The sequence below is a fragment of the Chryseotalea sanaruensis genome (genome assembly GCF_003990915.1).
Lineage (GTDB): Bacteria > Bacteroidota > Bacteroidia > Cytophagales > Cyclobacteriaceae > Chryseotalea > Chryseotalea sanaruensis.
In genome coordinates this window covers 173,495-195,981 of record NZ_BHXQ01000006.1, presented here as the reverse complement: position 1 = coordinate 195,981, position 22,487 = coordinate 173,495, and the positions used below count along the sequence as shown (strand labels likewise).

At 41.1% G+C, this 22,487-nt stretch carries 6 protein-coding genes; 2 read left to right on the top strand and 4 right to left on the bottom strand.

What is annotated here, in order from left to right; genetic code table 11:
• Positions 1 to 250: 250 nt before the first annotated feature.
• Positions 251 to 1,348, top strand: coding sequence for an alkane 1-monooxygenase (locus tag SanaruYs_RS16395; protein ID WP_127123680.1), 1,098 nt, complete (start codon positions 251 to 253; stop codon positions 1,346 to 1,348).
• Here the strand turns inward: SanaruYs_RS16395 and SanaruYs_RS16390 are convergent.
• The 4 genes from SanaruYs_RS16390 to SanaruYs_RS16375 are packed head-to-tail and all read right to left on the bottom strand — an operon-like array spanning position 1,345 to position 21,367.
• On the bottom strand, positions 1,345 to 2,274 hold the full coding sequence (locus SanaruYs_RS16390) for a PorP/SprF family type IX secretion system membrane protein (protein ID WP_127123679.1): 930 nt from the start codon (positions 2,272 to 2,274) through the stop codon (positions 1,345 to 1,347). The genes SanaruYs_RS16395 and SanaruYs_RS16390 overlap by 4 nt on opposite strands.
• Positions 2,274 to 16,610 (bottom strand): T9SS type B sorting domain-containing protein, encoded by a 14,337-nt coding sequence (locus tag SanaruYs_RS16385; protein WP_127123678.1) that lies wholly within the window; start codon positions 16,608 to 16,610, stop codon positions 2,274 to 2,276. The genes SanaruYs_RS16390 and SanaruYs_RS16385 overlap by 1 nt, the downstream gene beginning before the upstream one ends.
• 11 nt (positions 16,611 to 16,621) lie before the next feature.
• Positions 16,622 to 19,591, bottom strand: a complete 2,970-nt coding sequence (locus SanaruYs_RS16380) for an FG-GAP-like repeat-containing protein (RefSeq protein WP_127123677.1) — start codon at positions 19,589 to 19,591, stop codon at positions 16,622 to 16,624.
• A gap of 3 nt (positions 19,592 to 19,594) precedes the next feature.
• Positions 19,595 to 21,367 carry a PorP/SprF family type IX secretion system membrane protein gene (locus SanaruYs_RS16375; RefSeq protein ID WP_127123676.1) on the bottom strand — a complete coding sequence of 591 codons (1,773 nt, stop codon included), beginning with the start codon at positions 21,365 to 21,367 and terminating at the stop codon, positions 19,595 to 19,597.
• Positions 21,368 to 21,499: 132 nt separating this feature from the next.
• Between SanaruYs_RS16375 and SanaruYs_RS16370 the strand changes: the two genes are divergently transcribed.
• Positions 21,500 to 22,324 (top strand): outer membrane beta-barrel protein, encoded by an 825-nt coding sequence (locus SanaruYs_RS16370; protein ID WP_127123675.1) that lies wholly within the window; start codon positions 21,500 to 21,502, stop codon positions 22,322 to 22,324.
• The last annotated feature ends 163 nt before the right edge of the window (positions 22,325 to 22,487 follow it).

Genomic DNA, 22,487 nt, shown 5'->3' with positions numbered 1-22,487 from the left:
GCTTAAAACGAAGGCGGGCGAGCCTACAGAATATGGCAGTGAACGTGATTTCTGCTAAAAGTGTGCACAAAGATAGCTTAATAAATCGGATAAACCTGAACTAGATTAAACAGTAGGCCAATCGTTGTACACACCTGACAAAGCTTTCCTTTATTAACATGGCACGGACAGTAACTTTTTACTGCTATTAGGTAAGAAGCATATTGAAAATTTCGTTAAAACATTTTTTACAATTTTGTATATTCACTTTATGCAAGCACTTAAAAAGATAGGTTTTTATACTGCCTTTATACTACCTGCTATTTGGGTCTTTAGTTTTTATCAGGGTGGATGGTTTCATTTTATGCCTGTCTTATTTGTATTTGTTTTGCTACCATTATTCGATCAACTCATCGGTATTGATAAAGAAAACGTAAAGCCAGCGCTTGTTCAGCAACGAAGTGCCGAGTTCTATTACCGATTTGTAACGTATGTCTGGGTGTATGTACAGATCATTTTTTTGTGCTGGGCAGCTTATGCAATAGCCACACAACCGCCTGTGCATCTTTACGAATGGATAGGTTTTATTATTAGCACCGGGCTTGTAACGGGAGGCATCGGCATAACAGTAGCCCATGAGTTAGGCCACAAACAAAGTGGATTGGAACGCTTTTATAGTAAGGTTCTCCTAATGTCGGTTTGTTATATGCATTTCTACATTGAACACAACCGCGGGCACCATGTAACCGTTGCCACTCCGGAAGATCCTGCCACTGCAAGACAAAACGAAAACTTTTATGCTTTTTGGTTCAGGTCAGTATTTGGTGGGTACACACACGCCTGGGCCTTAGAGACAGAAAGCCTGAAGCGTAAAGGGCATAGCGTCATTAGTCTACACAACAAGATGATTGTTTTTACACTTCTACCTCTAGTCTTTTGTGCTTTTCTATTAATCAGTCTTAGGTTGATTACAGGTTTATGGCAAAATGAGGTAATCGTGTTTTTCTTTAGTCAGAGTATTGTTGCCTTTACCTTACTGGAGCTTGTTAATTATATTGAACATTATGGCATTGTAAGAAGAGAGGTAGCACCAGGTAAATATGAAAGGGTTAATCCTTTGCATTCATGGAATGCGAGCCATATGCTTAGTAATTTCTTTCTATTTCAGTTACAGCGACATTCAGATCACCATGCCTATGCACATAAAAGGTATCAGGTGTTGAATCATTACGATGAGAGCCCTCAATTACCTTTTGGCTATCCAACTATGATTTTATTGGCCATGTTCCCGCCAATATGGTTTGCTTTGATGAACCCTCGACTTGAAGGATGGAAGAAAACCAACTTATACACATCCGCAGTTGCCTAGTAATAGGAAGGACACTCCAAGCCTCTGTGTAAACTTGGTATTTTAATGCGGTAGTTGATCATGATTTCATGTGAGCCGTTAGAGAATCTGGAGATATCGGACATCGTAAAATCATAGGCATAACCCGCATGAAAATTTTCATTGATTTGGATTTCAAACAAGCCTACCAGAGAATCTCCCAGGCGATAGGAAAGACCAAAGCCTACAGCATCATAGAGCACCGTCATCAAATTTAAATCAAGACTTAATGGTGAACTCTCTTGAATCCTTACTAAGGCAGATGGCATTAGTTTTACATCTGGAGCAATTTTTTTAGTAAAGCCTGTATTTAAGTAGTAATAACGGTACTGCTGTGCAGTGCTAGAAAAAACCTCTGCATTAATTACCTGATTATTTAAAATATAAGGAACAGATAAGCCGGCATAAAATGATTTATGTTTCAGAAAAATACCAGACCCAAAATTCCATGTCATGTTTCTTTCAACAAGACTGGCGAAAGGGTCGTTTTGGTCTTTAGGATTTAAAATACTAAAGTCTGATTTCAGATTATTAAAACCACCTTGCAAACCAAATGACACATAGGAGTTCTTATTGTACTTTGAAAAAGGAATACGGTAAGAATACATGAAGTAGAAAGTGTTTTCTCTATGTATGCCTATCTGATCGTTAGATGCTAGAAAGCCAACTCCTACCCTTGCCTTACGAAAACCTGAGTGAGCACTGGCTGTAAATGTTTTAGGCGCACCGGGAAAGTTAACCCACTGATTTCTATAAATCGCAGTAGCACTTAACTGTACCTGAGTACCAGCATATGCCGGGTTAATCAAAAGCGGATCAAACATATAAAGTGAGTGCACAGGCCTTTGCTGCGCACGCACTGTTAATGTTGCTATGCTTAAAATCGATAAGATGAATAGCTTCTTCATTAGTGTACCAATTCAAGATAACCCGTTACTGGTTTTGAGCCATCGCGTTTATCGATTATGTAAAAATATGTTCCGTCAGGTAAGTCATTACCAAGTGTATATAAACCGTTTTCTCCAATGCCTCTGAAGATTACATCACTGTTGTTATAACCATTAGCTTCAAAAACTTTAACTCCTGATCTGTTAAAGATCTTTACATTATTGTTCGGGAAGTTCTGGATACAATCAATATTCCAGAAATCATTTGAGTTATCCGAGTTTGCAGATACCAAGTTATAAGACAAGATTTCTGTACCTACTTCAACTTCAGCCTCACCCTCGCAGCCTTCGAAACTTACAAATTCAGCGCGATAGAACCCTGAAAACAATTCATAAGTTGCCGAACCTAATCCAATTTGTCCTCCGGTGGTAAGATCGAACCAAATGACTTCTGTTAGTATTACCTCATCTGGGTTTAACAATTCCAGGTTCACACTACCTGTTGCTGTTAAGCAATAAGATGGTGTGCTGGTCAGTTCAACTTGTGGTAATACACGTAAATCAGGTACCGCAATTACTGAAGGTAATGAAATACAACCGGTTATAATATCTGTTGCGGTTACCACGTAGTCACCAATTTCTCTGTCAAAGTAATCAATACCAACAAAATCTGAAGTAGGTGATGTTGTGTTGCCATCATACCAGTTGAAGATATAGCCCAGTGTTTGACCGTCTACATCGACTGTTACAATACCATTAGGCACTATACAACTTGTTCTGCCTTGTACCAATGTTGCATCGGGTGCAGGTGGATCAATTGTACCATCGGTAATCTCTCCTACTTCGTCCTGCTGGCATGCAGTAATTAAATTGGTTACTAATACGGTGTAGTTACCAGCAGTTTGGCCTATTAATAAATTAGAATTACTCAGTGTTGCTCCACTTGCAGCGGTTCCTGCAAACCACTCAAAGTTATAACCACCTACTAATCCACCATCTGCGGTAGCAGATAATTGACCGTTAGCACGGGCTGGGTCGCAGTTGATTAAAGGATTATCTTCAAGAATAGCAACAGTTGGCAATACGCGGCCATCTTCAAGGTCTACTGATTCTGTTGTAACACAACCAGTATTCAAGTCTGTAAGACTTACAGTATAGTTACCGATATCCAGACCTTGTCTCACAAAGTTAGAAGTGAAGGCCGGGAAGTTAGGATCATTAGTCATAAGACCGAGCGCTGGTGTAATTATTTCAGCTTGATAACTGTAAGGGAAAGGATAGTTATTTAAAGGCTGATTTGGATCTATTGCAAATGGAATACCACTGGCTGATAATGAACCATCGTTAATGTCGCATCTAGTTCTGTTAAAAGTAGACAAGGCTAATTGCGGTAAGAACTGAGGCGCTGCATTTGGAATAATAAACAGGGCTGTACTAGCGCAATTGGTAGCTTGATTTAAAACGGTAACTGAATAATCACCTGCCATCAAATCAGAAATGGTTGAACTGGCAGGTGCGCCTGCGAACACCGGTGGCGTGCCATCCAATGACTGGAACCATTCAAATATGTAATTAACATTTGTGCTCGTTTGTCCATTATCTACGGTTGCAACTAACTCTGCAGTTCCAAAGCTTGCATCACAGCTTATTTGTGGCAGACTTTGTCTGATAGCTACTTCAGGGTAAACAATGTCTGTATCCTCAATCACTACTTCTACCGGGGCTGATTCGCAATTGGTGAAAAGATCACGCACCAAAACAAAATAAGTATCAGGCAATTGGTTAGGCAAGGTTGCCAGCGTCTGCCCTACAATTTCATTGGCTGGGAAGTCATTTTTATACCAGATGTAATCAAAGTCTGCATCTAATTCCGGCTGACTGTTTACTGTGCGCACACCGCCAATGGTAATTTGTGTTACTGCTGCACTTCCGGTAGGGAAACAGTTAAGTGGATTAACTGGAATTACTTCTACAATGTTTGGCAAGCTAAGTTGCTGATCAAGGATAAGGGTTAAATTCTTATCAAAAGTACAACCAGTAATAGTATTGGTTACTTGCAGGTTATACAAACCATCAGGCGCAAGACTAAGCGTACTTTGCGGTGTTAAATCAGTTTGTATTGTTGCAGGATTAAGTGCACCACTGTTGAAATCCCATGCGAAGGTATAGTTAGCTGTGCTTCCATCGCGTTCAGCAGCTAAGGCTATAATTTCACCATTGGGTGTGCCACCAATACATGATGAATTCGGTGTAGATGTAAAATCAAAGTCAGGGTCCACACTCAGATCGTTAATCACAACTTCATAAGGTGGGGTTTCACAACCAGATCCTGAAGCAGCACCAGCATTCTTTATACCCACCACATAGAATGTTCCTGCGCTCATCTGCGTAAAGTTTGTTGCATCCAACACAGATGAAACGATAGTAGTATTACCAGCATCTTGTAGAGGTACAGTTGTAGGTGAATTTCTAAACCAATTGTAAGCATAATCAACTGGAGCGCCATTATTCATGGTTAATACTGTGATACTACCATCCGCAAAGCAGATATCCTGATCTTCTTTATTAACGCTCACTATTTCAACAGGCTGAGGATTACTTACCATGGCCACGGTGGCTTCTGTAAAGCATTGCGTTTCTCTATTTGTAACTCGCACTCTGAATTGACCAGGACCAATTACATCTGTTAATGGAGTAATGTATGAAACGCCAACATCCGTTGCATTAGCAAGCGAGTTCAGTGCAGGAATACTTACCCAGTTAAGATCATAATTAGCGCCTGCACCAGGCGCTTCTTGGTTAGAAGACAATACAGTAATTCGACCATCGAAATTATTATCACAAGCAGTGTTAGCCAGCGTGGTAAAGGTTACTGAAGGGTTTTCTGTGTTCTTAATAATTTCAACACGGAAAGGTGCTGATGAACAACCTGCACCAGGCACACCGAGTGTACGCCTTGCCACAACAAAGTAACTCCCTGCACCAATATCTGCCAAGATTGTGGAGTCTAATTCTGTACCCACATACCCTACAGGTTGTGGTAATGCAGGGTTAGTAGTCGCCACTACGTTAGCAATAGTATTTCTTGACCAGATGTATTCAAAATCACCAAGCGGTCCGTTTTGAGTAACGCCATCGCGATCATTAAAGGTAACTGCAACCACATTTAAATTACCACTGCCTATCGGTGGACAATACATCTGTGGTATCATGTTTACGTCTTGTACAAATACAGGTGTGGTGTTACGGATAATTTGTGTGATACCTACTGCCTGACAACTTGTAATCTGGTTCACCGCAGCTAGAACATATTGACCTTCACTTAAATTTTGATAGAGGTTATTAAGTCCGCTTTGTGCAACATCATTTGGAGGCAAGAGACCAGCAGGTGTTGGTGTTCCACCAGACCATGTGTAGTTGTAGTTAAATGCAACACCAAAATCAGGATCACCAGTAGCTTTCGGCACAGATGCATCAACAATATCAATTTCAATTTCTCCTTCAAAGGCAGTAGTACAAGATGTATTACTGAAAGGTGTTAAAGTGATAATAGGATTTTCTGTTTCATCTCTGATTTCAATTAAAATAGGTGCGGAAGAACAACCACGCCCAGGACCTGACGTAAGGTTGCGTGTAGCAATAACAGAATACATACCTGAACCAATAGTGGCATAGTTGGTGGAGTCTAGTGTGGCAATTGTGCCTCCTACTCCTGCACCAGCTTGTGTCCATGCAAAATCAAAGTCTGCAATCGGAGCAGGTAGAATATTACCATCCCTATCTTCAAAAGTAATACCAGTAACTGCAGCACTACCGCTTGGATCGCAATAGAATTGTGGAACAGCTGCTGTGGTGGTAACAAAAATTGGTGTGGCGTTTTTAACAATGGTAGTAAGCGCTGTAGCTGTACAACCTGTTATATTATTTATTACACTTAAACTATACTGACCGTCTCCTAAATCTTGGTATAAATCAGTAAGTCCTGTTTGATTTAAATCATTAGGTGGTAAGGCTCCGGCTGGAACGGGCGTGCCTGCTGCCCAAGTGTAATTATAATTGAAAGGTATGCCAGCATCAGGATCGCCAGCATCTTTAGCCACAGATGCATCAGTTATGTCAACTTCAAGCTGACCTTCAAAGCCACCAATACATGCTGTGTTGCTAAATGGAGTTAGCGTAATAATTGGATTCTCTGTTTCATCTTTAATTTCTATTATAATTGGCGCAGAAGCACAACCAAGACCAGGACTATTGGCAGTTCTTGTAGCAATTACAGAATAAAACCCTGCACTAATAGTTGGATGGTTGGTAGAGTCAACTCGAACGCCAACAGGTGGAATACCACCTCCGCCAAATGACCATGCATAAGTGAAGTCAACAAGTGGCGCTGCATTTTCAACACCGTCTCTGTCTTCGAAAGTAACTTCAGTTATTTCCGCGTTACCACTTGGCTCACAATAAAACTTAGGTGTTACCGTAAAGTCTGTAACAAAGATAGGCGTTGTGTTCTTTACAATAATAGCATTGTCAACTGCTTCGCATCCGGTTTGTATGTTGCTCACTTCGATGGAGTAGCTACCTTCTTCAAGTCCGGTAAAGTTTGCATCTACACCCGGTAAAATAGCATAAGGGTTAGTCAGCGGTCCAGGGGTTGTAGAACTTGTTACGGCTGTCCAAGTATAGTTAAATGTAAATGGACCTGCTACAACAGAAGCATCAGTTACTTCTACGTCAAGTTCACCTTCAAAGCCACCAACGCATGCAGTGTTGCTGAACGGAATTAAATTGACAATAGGATTAACATGTTGATCAAGTATATCTACACGCAATGGTGGCGTTTCGCAACCAAAGCCAACTACCGGTGCAACACCGCCATTAATACGTTCTGCAATTACATAGTATGCACCAGCTCCTATCGTATTATACTCGCCAGCTGTAGGTATTGAACTACCCGTTAATAGTTTATCCTCAATATTAGCAAAAAATGGATCTTGCAGGCGAATGGCAGGATTGAAAACATTAGGTGTAGCTGCATCTGCACGATGCCATCTGAAGTCAAAACTGTCATTAAGATCACCTGCTGTTGTAAATGTAATAGCACCCCCTGATGCAACAGGCCTGTTAATTACAATCTCAGTAACATCAATGTCACCATCTGGATTACAAATGAGTTGATTATTGCTGGTGAAATCTGTTATGGCAAGTGTGTAAGGATTTGACAGTATAGTAACGTTGTTATTTACCAAACAGCCGCTTACCTCATTTGTGGTAGTGACAGTGTACGCAACACCAGCATTTTGTGTTAACGAGGTAAACAAGAAAGGAACTGCACCATTATTATTATTGTCCGGTCCTGCTGCATTCGGATCAGGTGCAATGTCATAAGTATAAAGTGCAGAGTTTACAGCAGCATTAACAGAAGCTGTTGATGCCGTAACCGAAATACTACCCTCTCCTACAGCTGGATCGCATGAAGTAGTGGGTAAAGGTGTTAGTACTGTAACGGGTGCAATGTGTTCGTCAAGGATTACGCGACTTACAGCAGGTGTAGGGCAACCCACGCCTGCACCTGTGCCTGGTAAACGTTCACCTCGAACATAAACCGTTTGATTTCCATAACCTAAACCATTTGTACCAACAGCATAGCCTGTTTTTGTTGCATCAAACACAGCACCAACAGCACCATTATCTTGATAAAGTTGACTTCCCACGCTTAAAGTTGCATCGGAATACCAGGTGTATTGATAATCTGCAATAGCAATTGGTGTTACACTATTAACAGTTGCATTTCCATTTGATAGCGGCAAACAGAATGTCTCAGGATTTGTGGTTACATCAATGATTTGCGGTACAACAGGTTGATCCGGGATATTTACCACCTGATCTGTAAAGCACCCACTAGCGGTTTCTGTAATTCTTAAGGTATAAGCTTGCGGTGCAAAACCATAATTCAATGTTGTAGTAACAGTTGAAAGGCCATTACTCAAAACTGCAGGAAAAGCCGGAGGTGTTACCGGAGCAGGATTTACCTGACTAACCTCAAACACAATTGGTGTTACGGCAGCATCACGTAAGTCGTCCGCATCCTTGCTTACAGTAATCTCAACAGATCCGTCAGCAAAATTGGTATCATCACAAGCTGTGTTAGGATTAATATCATCAATAGAAACGATTGGTGCGAAACCTTCTTGGGTTAGTATTATCCCTTGATCTAAGGGACAAGTTCTATTTGCAAATGTATAGTCTATTACTCTAATGAGATACTCACCGGCTTCAAGTCCTGCCAGAGTTATATTCTTAGGACTAACCAATACCGCATCACAATCTTCATCAGTTAAACCATCACCATCATTATCAATTCCATCATCACAAATTTCACCTTGTATAGCTGGATCAGTAGAAGAATTCCCCCGGTAAAATGAAATAGAGTAAGGACCAACACCTACTCCAGGTGCAGTAACTGTAACTTCAATCTCTCCATCAAAAGGTGCATTACAACGTGTTGGATCAGTAGTAACAATATTGATTGTAGGTGCTGAAGCGAAAGGAACATTCCCTATTTGAAACGCACCACAGCCTGCGGCATCTGTAACTATTAAAGTATATGTCCCTGAGCCTACACCACCGACTGGTGCAGTTACTCCTAAGTCTTCATCGTTTGTTATCAACACCGATGCCCCCATATCGGGAGGATTGTTAAAGAAGTTAATATTGTTATTAATAGGACTTCCTTGATACCATTGAAATGTATAGGTTCCAGCACCAGTACCACCTGATACTGTTGCATCAATACTTCCGCCAAAACCACCACAAAAACCTGCGGCAACCGCAGTTCCCAGGTTAATTTGGTTTAAGAGAGTAACATCTTCAATTTGTATAGTTGTTGGACTCGATTCGCAGGTGGTATTATTGTCAACCACAATTGCTGTTAAAAATCCCGGAGATAAGCCAATAACGTCAGGTGGGTTGCCAACACCAAGTACTGCTGTGCTTGAGTAATTATCTGGAGATGCTTTAATAACAGTTGGATCTGTTGGGGCTACATTCGGATCTGTTGGTGTAGAGAATGTTCTAACATAAAAAATGGTAAAGTCATTTGTTGGCAATGCAGATATTCCAGTTAATACTGGTGTAGCCTGACCATCTGGCGTACCGCAGTTTTGTACATCTTGAATACCCGCAAAGCTTATGGCAGGATTAACTATATTCTCTGGTAAAAAACGGGACTGTATAGACTCACAACGTGTAGTTGTGTTAACTACACGAACTGTATAATCTGCCGAAGCCAAAGCTGTCAATGCATTACTTGTGCTAAATCCAGTTCCGGTAACTCCGGCACCATCACCATTAAACCACTCGAAAGTATGGCCTGCTGTACCCACTACGGCAATTGTAGCAGTTAGCGCTCCGTTAGGGTCAGCTACATCACAAGATGTTTGTGCTACTTCGTTTACTTGCAAAACCGGTAAAGTGATGTTATCCAACACTGGTACACTTACAGGATCAGAGGTACAATTATCTGCAATATTGGTAATGGTGAAAGCATAGTTACCAAGTCCCAATGCTGTTAACTGATTAGTGGATGTACCATTAAAGTCAAAAGTAAAAGCTGCATCAGGAAAAGTTACAACTGCACCTCTATAAGTAATGCCATTTAAAGTAGCTGTTCCACTAAAAGGTGCAGTACAGTTTATATTATTGGTTGAGCTTAAAGGATCTACTATTGGCAATTCGCTGTCATCAGCAACTAACACTGTGGCGACACTAGAACAACCTGTAGCTTCAATGATTACTTCTACTGTAAAGTTAGCCGTAGCTGAACCTTGCAATCCTGCAATATCAATATCGTCCAAACCTGTGTTAATGGTTGCTCCTGCTGCTGTCGCACCGGTATACCAATTAAAGTCGTGTCCCACTAAAGCAGGTGCAGTAACTGTAGCAGTACCATTAGCTACACCACCTACACAATTAGTAGATGGGGTTACAGCCGTTGTGATTAGGGGAAATGTCAACGCATCTAATACTTCACGGATCTCTGAAGTTGAAGTACAGTTAAGTCTGTCGTTGGTAATGGTTACTGAGTAGAATGCATTGTCTAATAAATCGTATGCAGTTAGTGCTGTTGTCGCATCCGCTTCTGCAACATTAGAAATCAACTCATCTTCAGCACCGATAGCTGGAGTTAATATTGACCCGTTATACCAACGTATAGTATAGGTGTCGGCTGCAGGAGAATTAACATCTGTTAAGCTGGCGATTGAAATGGAACCGTCAAATGGTGCCACACATTTTTCATTGTTATCAACAGTTAATGTCAGGCTAGGTATTACGCTAATGTCGGCAACAGGCATGGTTAAGGTACTTTCGCAACCTGTAACATCATTGATGACTTTCGCGGTAAAGAAGACATTGGTTCCACCCTGTAGTTCGGTAGCAGTAGTAATGTTACCGAGATTAGGTGCAGGCAATGGGAGTGTTGCTGCTGCATCGCTATACCAACTAAAAATCATAGGCTGATTAGTTGGGTTGTTTTGTACAGTAACATCTATAGAGCCATTCGGTGTACCTCCCAAACAGTTGGTAGATCCATTTGTAACACCTGCTAAGTCAGGTAAGACTAAATTATTATGCACTTCACGCGTTATAGGATTTGAAGTACAGTTGAGACGAACATTTGTTACTGTAGCGGTGTAAAATAAGTCACCATCCAACTCATCCAAAAGCGCAGTTGCTTCACCGGCAATTATGGAATTCATATCATTGCCATTAGACCAGGCAAAAACATATACATCAGCTGGTAAAACATTGGCATCAGCAGTTACAGTGCCTTGCAAACTTCCGTTGAAACCTTTGGCGGGATCACAAACTGAATTATCTGTGTCTTGCAAACTCAACACAGGCACTTCGCTGATATCAGCCAATGCTTGTGTAAAAGTTGTTTCACAACCTGTATTATCATTATAAGCACTTATGGTATAATTTAAACCACCTTGAAGTTGAATCACCGAAGCAGTATTACCCTGATTAGGTACAGTAGCTACTTCATTACCTGGTGTATCAGTATTACCTGTATACCATTGAAATATAAAAGTATCAGTGCCTGCATTAGTTACCGATACATTTATTTCACCATTGGCCGCACCACCCGCACAATTCGTTGAAGGCGTTGGGGTGCTTGCTATAATTGGCAGTATTAAATTATTATCCACTTCAAGTGTAAATGGATTTGAAGTACAATTAAGTCTGGTGTTGGTTACTGTTGTGGTGTAGAATAAGTCACCATTAAGTTCATCTAACAATGAAGTAACTTCTCCGGCAATAACGGAAGACATGTCATTACCATTCGACCAGGTAAATACATAGGCATCGCTGGGAACAGCATTGACATCTGCGGTTACTGTTGCCTGCAAACTACCGTTGAAGCCTTTAACAGGATCGCACACGGAGTTATCAAAATCTTGCAAACTCAATACTGGTACAGCACTATTGTCGGCTACTGTTTGAACTTGAGTGCTTGTACAACCACTGGCATTATTTCTTACCTGCACCAAAAAGTTGTTAGCACCTTGTAGGTTAATTGCGTTAGCTGTTAAACCACCGTTAGCTACTGGCACTACGGGGTCAGTAATGGTTGAACCCTGAAACCAGCTGAAACTAAAACCGACTGTTGTTGGTACACCACTTACATCCACTGTAGCGGAAGCAGCACCATTAGGTGTTCCGCCTACGCAGTTGGTTGAAGGTGTAGGTGTTATTGTAATAACGGGAAGAATTTGCTGATTCAGTACTTCGGTAGTTGCAAATGATGAGGTACAACCAAGACGATTGTTAGTAATTGTAGCACTGTAGAAATCATCTTCAAGACCGTTTTGCGAAGAAGTTGCGCCAGCAATAGGATTAGTCATGTCCTGACCTCGACTCCAGGCAAAGGTATATGTATCGCCAGCCAATGCATTAACATCTGTTAATGTTTGTTGAAATGCTGTTCCATTAAAACCAAGCGTTGGATCGCAAATAGAGTTTGGTGTTGCATTTAATACCAATATTGGCAACTGCTGGTTGTCAGGTATGATTGTCGTGGATGTACTACGACAGCCTGTATTATTGTTAGTAACACGCACGGTATAATTTAATCCACCCGTCACTGCTGAAAGTGCAATAGCATTTCCGCCATTAGCATTTGGTACTACAGGGTCACCCACATCATCACCAGCAAACCACTGGAATGAATACGTAGATGCACCGGCATTATTAATGGCAACTGTAGCAGCACCATTGGGTGTACCAGGTGCACAATTTGTTGAAGGTGTTGTTGAAGGTGTTAGATTAGGTAAAATTTTTATATCATCTACTAGTTCCGTTACTGGCAGTGAAACACAACCTAGATCAGTTCGTTCTACTACTAAAGTGTAGTAGGCATCAGCAAGGCCTGTTAGTGAAGAAGATGTTTCTGCACGTGGTGTAGCGGTTACTACAGATCCATCATACCAGGAGAAACTATAATTGGTGAAATCAGTTACAGCCACGCCATCAAAAGTAACAGCTGCTGTCATGGTACCCCCAAATGATGTGCCTGCCAAAACAGGATCACAAATACCATTTGGTGTTGGTGTTAATGTTACTACAGGCACATTAATATCTTGCGAAACAGTAATCTCACCTGTTACAGAACAGTTAAGTGGTGTTGTTACCCGAACTGTATACGTTTGTCCACCTGCCAATAAACCTTCTGCTACATTTCCAGTGCCACCATTTAAATTTGAAACGCTATTATGCGCATTTGCAGGCAATGTATTTTGTCCGAGAAACCATTCAAAAGTAAAGTCTGCCTGATTATTGGATGTGCTGCTTGCACCAATCGCCAGCACTCTTCCGTTAGGTGATAAGGGATCGCAGGAAGTTTGTGGTGCCAATTCTGTAAATGTTACCGTTGGTAAAACGGTGGTTGTCGTTATCTCTCTTACAAGAGGAGCTGATTTACATTGTGTTGCCGTGTTGACTACCTCCACTTCATAAAAACCTGCGGCCAGTCCCGTTCTATTGGGGCCTGTGCCGTTAGCAGGTGGCAATAAACTACCACGGCTACCATCACCGATATTATGGAAATACCAATTGAAAGTAAAGTCAGCAGGATTTTGAACAACACCATTTGATAATGCTGTGGCTGAAAGTGTTCCACTTAATGGCGTAGCACAGTCCACAACGGGTGTTGTTGTAGCATCAGCATCTGGCTCCAACGCTTCATCACCAACGAAAGCACTTGTAATACTAAAGCATCCATTGCGGGATACCGCCACCTGATAATTACCCGTGGCGAGGTTAGTTGCTTCCGGTGTTGTAATACCTATAGGAGATGCGTTGCTAAACCACTCGAAGGTAAAGCCAGTATTTCCTCCCACTACCCCTACTTCCACCGAGCCATTGGGTGGTGCACAGGTTGTTTGTGGTACGATGTTTAACACAGTTACCTCTGGCAGCACAATAACATTATTTATTGCTCTGGTGAAGGGAATTGTAACGCAACCTTTAGAAACATTGGTGGCCACAAAAGTATAGCTACCAGCATCAAGACCACTTAATGTAAGGTTTTTACCACCTAAATTATCAGGTACCGGATTGGAAGTGTCTGATCCATAATACCATTGAAAAGTATAATCACTGTAATCAAATATTTCATTGACAGCAATAGTATCTCCTTTATAGATGTGCCCCTTTAGCTCGCCCACATTGGGATCGGCTGCGACACATTTTTCATTCTGCCTGATAATCTCAGCATTTGCTCCGAAGGGATCTGGTGTTACTACTACAGAATAAATGTTGTTACTAATCGTACAGTCGTTGGTAACTGAACCAAAAGTGATGGGCAGTACAGAACCATTATCATTCAATACGATGTAGAGTGTAAATACAATACCAGGCCCTGGGATGATTAATTCATTCGATGTGTACGTTGCCCCTACCAATAAATTGTTAATGGGTAGGGATGATTGCAACAAACGATCTGCAACTGTAGTAGTTGGATCTTGCGGATCTTTAGAGAAAAAGCTTACCGGCACGTTTGCTGTGATGGGTAAATAACCACTGTTCTCAATGTTAAACCTGACTCTGATGTTTAGGTCACCGCAAATTGGGGGTATAACTTCTACCGCAGGTGTATAAACACCATCGCCATCGGTATCGCAACCGGGTAATGATGGATCAGCTGTACAATTTGGGTCTGGTGTATCACCAAAGAAACCCAAGTCAGGTAATGGGAAAACAGGACAACCATCTGAGCTTAAGAAGGGAACCTGATTTAAGAAAACGTTAAAAGGTGTTTGCGGACCGGGCACACCATTAGGACATGTGCCCGTACCAAATACTAAAGCAGGGTCAAGTTGTGGAAAAGGTAAAGTAAGGTCATCATTAACATTCACCACCTGATAACCGGGTTGATTCCAAACTTTTCTTGTCGGAATCCAGGCATTTCCATTAGAGAAAAATAGTCGTACTTGTCCTAGTGCCTGTTGTTGAATGCCTGCATTAATATTAAATGCATTAGAAGTAAAACAGGTTACGCAAATATCAGTTGCGCCATCGCCATTAACATCGGCAATAACAGGACCTTCTGTATACGTGTGCGACTGACAAATAGCTGACCATAATTTGGTAGTACCTGTGGGACCATCCACTACTGCTAATTCCTGCGAGTCGCGGTAAACCATTTCAGGGCTACCATCATTATCAAAATCGTAAATGGTTACTGTCAAAACGCCTGAGCGCGAGTCATTAATGGTTCTATAGCCGAGGGGTATTGAACCGGTTACAGCTTTCTGATTTTGCGTCCATAAGGTTTGCAAACCCGTGCCTGCTCCATCAGTAGTAACGCAATAGAGTTGTGAACCGGCTATAAAAGTCAAATCCAATTTACCATCACCATTAGCATCACCAATGTTTACACGACCTGCTCCCCATATCCAACCGTTGGCATAGTTATTAAAATTATCAGTATCTGCAGGTAATATGCCCAACTCTGTGCTGTTGGGCGTCATGGTAGTTGAAATTGTATTCTTTTGCACATTCCAGTAGAATACTGTTGTTCTACCGACAGATGAATTGAGTGCACCTGTCATCACTACATCTACAAAACCATCCTTGTCAATGTCTGCAACACTGGCACCGCTATGTGTATCAATACCATATTCTGCAGGGTCGTTCATCAACTTAACAAAATACTGGTCATTGGCACCATCACCATTCGCATCGAAAGCGATGGTATTCATATCACGCCATAAGGTCAGCGATGCTGGAGCTGCAGGAGTTCTATTAGTTAAATTTGGTATTTTGTAAATGCGTGGACCTGTTACTAATTCCATAACACCACCATCTGCCCCTGCACTTTTAATGTCTACAGCAACAGGTGCTGAAGGTACATTCACATCCCAATCGGCAGTGTTTGACATCAGCTTGCCACCTGCACTCGCGAGGAGCTTGCCATTTTCTGCTGCAAAAATTCTATCTCTGAAATAAACCTCAGCTTTTCCATCGCCATCCATATCGGCAATACCAAAAATACCTGGGCGGTTTGTTCCCGCAAATACAGGGTATCCAGCTATTGGTACTAGATTATCAGGCGCATACTTAAATCCATATAGGAAAAAACAAGTTGGTGGTGATTCGGGATTACCAGCCCTGTTGCTGACTACAGTAAATATCTCACCTATGCCATCTTTGTCTATATCAGCGATGAGTACTTCATGTTCAAATAATAAGCGATCAGCTGTGCCACATCCTATATCTTTAAAATCGTTTTTCTTACCACTGAGGTTGTAATCAGCTTTAACAAAACCGGCAGCAGTTCCGTCAGCTTGCCCGTTAGTAGTTGCCACTACACGCACTTCAGAATTCCACTTGGAGGTAATAATGGCATCGGGTATACCATCGCCATCCACATCACCCACAGCTACTTTAGATTGTGTATCAGCAGTATTTTGTTGAGAAGTAACTGGAAGACCTAAACCAACAAAAGGTGTGTTTGCCCCAGGGGGAACAATGGCACAACTGGAACCATCACCTACGAATGTTAATCCATAATAAGTAGCACATTCCGGATCGGCTTGGTCAATTTTGCCATCGCCATCGTTGTCGATGCCGTCATAGCAATTACAACCTCTTTCAATAGTAGCTACAAACTGACAGTCTCCATCAGCGCAATCAGCTATACCATCGCCATCATCGTCCTTACCATTGTTACAGAGTACCTCTGCAACCTGAGCTTGGGCAAAATTGAGTGTGAAAAAGAGTAAAAATGTAAATATTAACTTAAGAGAGGATTGTTGGTCTTTTTGTTCGCTACTTCTTCTGTTAATCATCGTCATTTTTTAAGACTTTACTTCACTATTAGAACCGATCCTGTCATGGCCTTTCGCCCAGGACAGGTAAATACATAATAATATGTTCCAGAAGGAACTATTTTTCCATTAAAGGTTCCGTCCCAACCAGTAGGTTCGAAGCCTTTCTTTTCATAAACACGCATACCTCTTTCATCAAAGACTTTCATCTCGCAATCAGATATGCCCTCAATTCCCGCAACAATCCAATTGTCGTTTTGATTATCACCATTAGGCGAGAACATATTAGGAATAATAATTTCAGGCTCGCTGCAATCAGCTACTTGTGTAATCTCCAAACTGCCACTTCCTTCACAACCATTAGCATCTATGGTGGTTACAAAAAGTAAAGCCGGTTCAGTTATGGTTATCTCTTGCGTTATTTCACCGTTGCTCCACGTAATACTACTGAAGCCATCATTAACTCGTAAAACCGCTTCATCGCCTGGACAAATCTCAGCAACATCTGATGTGATTTCCGGTTGTATTGGTGCATTGACAGCGATTATTTTATCAATGGTACTGGTACAGGATGCAACGCCTGCATAGGATATGCTCAGTGAAGGGTTTTGTGTCGGCACGCTAGTATAGGTATGTGTAGGTGATTGTTCTGTACTTGTATTACCATCTCCGAAATCCCAGGCAAACTCCACGGTGGCTGTATTATCAACTGTTGAGTTATTGATAAAATTTATTACCTCATTAATGCATATCGATACTGGAGCAGTAAAATCCGCTACAGGTTGTGTAAAGAAAGATACCGGAAAATCATCAGTCTCTTCTGTGCATCCACTAAAAGTTACTCTTAGTTTATAGACGCCTGCCTGTGTTACATCTAAGGTCGTTGATGTTTGCCCGCCAATATCTGCTCCATCTTTTATCCATTGGTAAGTTCTGCCTGCTAAAGCATTTACATTTAGCGTTACCGGACTTCCTTCGCAAACCTGGCCTGTTACATTGCTTCCAATATTTACATTGCCTACATCTACAATGGCTGCCTGTTCTGTGTCTTCTTCACCTATACAATCACCAATCTTTAATTTTAATGTATAAATACCTGCATTACTTGCGTCCACATCAGGTATGACAAGCTGTGGCACTGCTGTTTCTGAAGTGAAGCCATTTGGTCCAGTCCACAAATACGAAGCACCTATTTGAGATACTGCGGTAATGGTTAAGTCGGCACCCGGACACGCAGAGGTAATGGGATTTATTGAAGCATCGGTTGGAATAGAACCAGAGCCCGATTCAACAACAAAGGCAACTGAAGTAAGTGCACAGGCCGCAGCTTCACCTATAGCTTCAACGGTATAGCTACCGGCAAGCGTAACATCAGCGAAAGCATCTGCTCCCGGACCTTTGAAATTAACACCATCTTTTTTCCACTCATAAGTAATACCGGGTAGTTTAATGGCTTCAAGTGTTACGGTTTGGCCAGGGCAAATTTTTATAGGCGCCACATTCGTAATAAATGGTTGATGACAATTTGAATTTCTTAAAATCGTAATAGTGTTAGGGCCGGTAGTAACTGCCTGAGTAAAAACAATATCTGGTTTTGCATCACCATCAAAATCACCGACCCTGCTAAACCAACCATTTTTACCAGCATTGATGGGTGCTGTTGTAAAGCCAGGCGTTGTCAAATTTTTATTATGCAGGAAGATACTGATGTTAGTATTACCCCGGTTGTTAATGATCACATCAGGGAAGCCGTCACCGTTTAGATCTTCAATTTCAACGCCAAAAGGTCCACCGGCTGTAATTAAGGTAATAGATTCAGCTGGAACTGAAACTGTTGAAGGAAAGGGTGTTGAGCCCGCTTCAGATTTATTAAGCAACACAAATGATTGCGTTCCAAAAACACTGGTTACGGCAATATCCAGCTTACCATCTTTATTAAAATCACCAGAACTAATATCATTGAAAGTACCCAGTAAGTGAACGGTTGTAGCCGGGGCAAAAGAGAGTGAAGTTCCACTTAAATTTTTAATGAAAAATAAGTTCGATCCCTGGTTTTGACTGGCTATAATATCTGGTCTTCCATCGTTGTCGAAATCCTGAACTTCAAGTGCTAATGTATTTGGCGCGCCCACAACAGGCACTTGTATTGGGTTTGCCGTATTAAAAACTATATTTCCACCACTACTTTGGTTTTCTATTACATATAGAAACCCTGAGTTAGCTGAATTTGCAATAATCAATTCTGGTTTGCCGTCACCATTCAAATCGCGTATTTCTATTTGTCTTAAGGTTTGTCCGGCATTTAAAAAAACTTCTATTGGTGCTGCAAAAGCAGGAGTAGCTGCACTTGTATTTCTAAAAATATAAAAACTATTGGCAGAGGCACCTCCTCTTGATGCAATCAGATCTGGTTTACCATCGCCATTCAGATCACCGCAAGCAATGTTTTCTGTTGACTGATTAATATCAAGTGCGGGTAAATTAGTCTTATCATAACGGTCAAAAGCAGGCGTTCCAATGGTGCTTTTATTATGTAAAATAATCAGGTCTGTACCAGCCACGTTTTTTGTTCCCGCTAAATCCGGTTTACCATCTCCATCTAAATCGCATGAGCACATGTCGAACACCGGCACTGTATTACTTGAAATAATTTGCGACTGAAACTTTGAGGGATCGAACGCAGCACCATTAAAAGATGGTAAAAACTTTAGGCGTGATTTGGCTGAAAGCCGTGTCGTAACATTGATTACTTCAATGTTTTCGTAACGCGCCTGTGGTGGAACGGTTACTTCTATGGCAACATCGCTGGCACTGACAATAGCGCCTTGTACATGATCGAAAAATACCCTTAGTGACGCTGCATTATTACCGAAACCACTTCCCGTGATAATTACAGTATTACCAGGAAAGTCTTGCCCTGGCTCTACGCTGGAAATAACTGGAATTTGCGCATAGGCAGACGTTGCAAAAACCAAGACAATAAAATTGTAAATAAAAAAAATCCTCATCTTCTAATCGTGTACAGTTAACAACCAGGCATCTCTAAACATTTTCATCTTCCTGTATCTGTCCCTTTCTGCTCTTGCTATGTCTATAGATTCTGTCTTCAAAAGGTAAACATACCACAGGTTTTTAAGCGTTAAATGGCCATAATCAGCGCTAAACTTCAAATTAGCCAATCCTTCTGAGAAATGCTTTGCATTAGCATCTGATTTAAACACGCCCACAACGATGTAATCCCCATAATCCAGTTCGTCTTGATGTCCACCTTTTTGCACAAATTCATGTCTTTCGGCATGGGGTTGTGTTGCCGGATCTTCCTCATGGTGTTCTGTGGGGTTTTCATCATGTAAATCAAGGCGTGTAATACGTTCTGCTTCACCATGCTCATCTTCATGTGGTGGCGGGGTAACAATAGTGGCTACAGCCTCTTGACGCAGTCTTGGACCACCAATTTGCTGTTTAGGCAAAGAGTCAATTTTTATGGGCTCCGGCTTTATATTTACAGGCTCTGGTTGCTTTACTGGTTCAACATTAGCTGTCAGGGCTTCTTGCCTTTTAGCCTCATCAGCGGCCTGCTTGGCTAGTTCTTGTTGTCTTTTTTCTTCAGCTTCCTTTAAAGCCAGTGCTTCTTCAGTTTGTTTTTTAGCAAGCGCTTCTTTGGCCTCCGCATCTTTCTTCGCAAGTTCTTCCTTACGTCTGGCCTCTTTTTCAGCGGCTTGTTTTTGCGCTAATGCCTCTTGCGCTTGTTTTTTTGCCAGTGCCTCCTCCTTGTTTTTACGTGCTAATTCTTCCCTTTTCCGCTTCTCTGCGGCTAACTGTGAAGTAGTCTTCCTTATGAATTTGGGTTTGGTGGTTGAAACAAAAGAATACACTTCCAGATTTTTCAATTTAGGCCCGAGTAAGTAGCTCATTTGCAGCTCGAATGAGGGACTACTCAAGTCGCTTGCTCCCATATTGTTGAAAGAAAAAGATGCACCCAAAGCCAGTAATTTATTCAGTTTAATACCTCCTAAGGCAGAAACACCAAAATCCTGTTTATATGAAGTGCCAAACCATATTGTATGGTTGAGGTGGACGACAGCGGCAGCTTCCAATTGTGCAGGCAATCCACTGTTTATTCTGTAGACTAAATAGGGTTCAAATACATGTTTGTAATTTGAAAAATAAAAGCGGTTACTGGCATGCACAATCAAGGCTTGCAGGGGTTTAACCTCCTCAACAGTAAAGCTTTTAGTGCTAACGTAGGTGGGAGCAAATAAACTTGGCAACACAAATCCAATGTGAGTATTCTTCAAATGGAAGGATACACCCGCGTTACCCAACAATGTGAAATTATTATCAAGGGCATTAGCCAGAGCCGGATCTGTAATTAAGTTATCATCCAGTTTATTAAGATCGATTTTATTCATGGCAGCCCCGGTTGAAAGGCCGAATCTGATATAACGGTGATCCCCAAAATCTAACTCATAAGCAACCGATCCCATAAAACCGGTATGGCTAAGTAAACCACGGGTTTCGTTATTAAGCAAAAAACCAACGTTTAGCCCTGCTTTTGCAGGTGAATGATAGCTGAGGTTTATTGCAGATGGAGACTCGTTAAATCCCAACCATTGCTTTCGATAGGCCAAGGATAAAACCTTTTGCCCATCAGCACCAGCAAATGATGGGTTGAGGGCGTAGGGATTAACAAAAAATTGGGTAAAATTGGCATTGTTCTGACCCAATGAACTCTTACCTATACTTAGAATGATTAATATGAAAAGTAGTTTGATTACGTTCATTAATAACCTTTAAAATGTTTAATCTATCAAATTTAGTTAAGTTTCAACAACTTTACTTTACAAGATCTAACAAGAACCCCTTACAACAACGTCTAGCCTAAACCTGATATCGTCCTAAGAACGCACTTTTTCATGAAGCAACATACACCATTTATTCTAATTCTATTTTTTAGCGTTAACCTAATTGTTTGTTTAGCGGTTAATGCCCAGGAATTTTCGCTAGGTGTAAAGGCTGGCCCAATTATGTCTCTCTCTGTTATCGCAGATAAATTCGACAGAGAAGCGTTCTCACAACAACTAAAATTTGGTTATGGAGGTGGTGGTCTAATTAGTTTTCCGCTTAAGGACAATTATTATTTTGTTGTTGAAGGAGGTTTATCACAACGTGGAAGAAGAATACTTTCGAATGATGATACCTGGACAAACATATCGACATACTATTTTGCTGATGCCTCTATGTTACTTCGTAAATCATTTCCATTTCAACTAAAACAAAACATTCCTTCCAAATGGTTTATCAATGTTGGCCCACATATCAGTTATTGGATGGGCGGCAAAGGAAAAATTGGCACAACAAAATTTCAAGACTATAAAATTGTGTTTGACCCTATGCCAGTTCAACCTCCCGGTACTGGCGCTGATTTCGATAAGATGTACTACTCTGATATTAATCGCTGGCTTTTTGGAGTAGATATTGGTGTTGGCTTTGTAGCACCACTAAGACGTAAACAAAAAATTATGACTGAACTTCGCTTTACATCTGGTCATACTTTTTATGGAGATACTAATAGCGCCCAATGGAGAACACTAGGTTTTTCAGATAACCTCCGCGCTAACGAAAAATTTTTAACCTTAAGTGCTGCCTACATTTTTGAATTCAATATCAAAGAAGGGAAAATGGGTAAGAGTAATAAGGATAAAGAAATGAAACGAAAGTCAGTGAAAAAAAGACGCTAAGTTTTAGCAACTATTAACTTTCACTATTCCTTGTGTCCATATAACTTGGCAAGTTACTATACCATCTAATTAATTCTACAATTACTCGTATTCTAGCGATAACGTTTGCGGTAAGATTTCAGCAGTTTTCATTAAATACGATACTTTAATTCTAATTTAGCAC

What these genes read in the sequence shown, in the direction of transcription:
- SanaruYs_RS16395 (WP_127123680.1), top strand. Translation starts at nt 251, where the DNA reads ATGCAAGCACTTAAAAAGATAGGTTTTTATACTGCCTTTATACTACCT.
- SanaruYs_RS16390 (WP_127123679.1), bottom strand. Translation starts at nt 2,274, where the DNA reads ATGAAGAAGCTATTCATCTTATCGATTTTAAGCATAGCAACATTAACA.
- SanaruYs_RS16385 (WP_127123678.1), bottom strand. Translation starts at nt 16,610, where the DNA reads ATGACGATGATTAACAGAAGAAGTAGCGAACAAAAAGACCAACAATCC.
- SanaruYs_RS16380 (WP_127123677.1), bottom strand. Translation starts at nt 19,591, where the DNA reads ATGAGGATTTTTTTTATTTACAATTTTATTGTCTTGGTTTTTGCAACG.
- SanaruYs_RS16375 (WP_127123676.1), bottom strand. Translation starts at nt 21,367, where the DNA reads ATGAACGTAATCAAACTACTTTTCATATTAATCATTCTAAGTATAGGT.
- SanaruYs_RS16370 (WP_127123675.1), top strand. Translation starts at nt 21,500, where the DNA reads ATGAAGCAACATACACCATTTATTCTAATTCTATTTTTTAGCGTTAAC.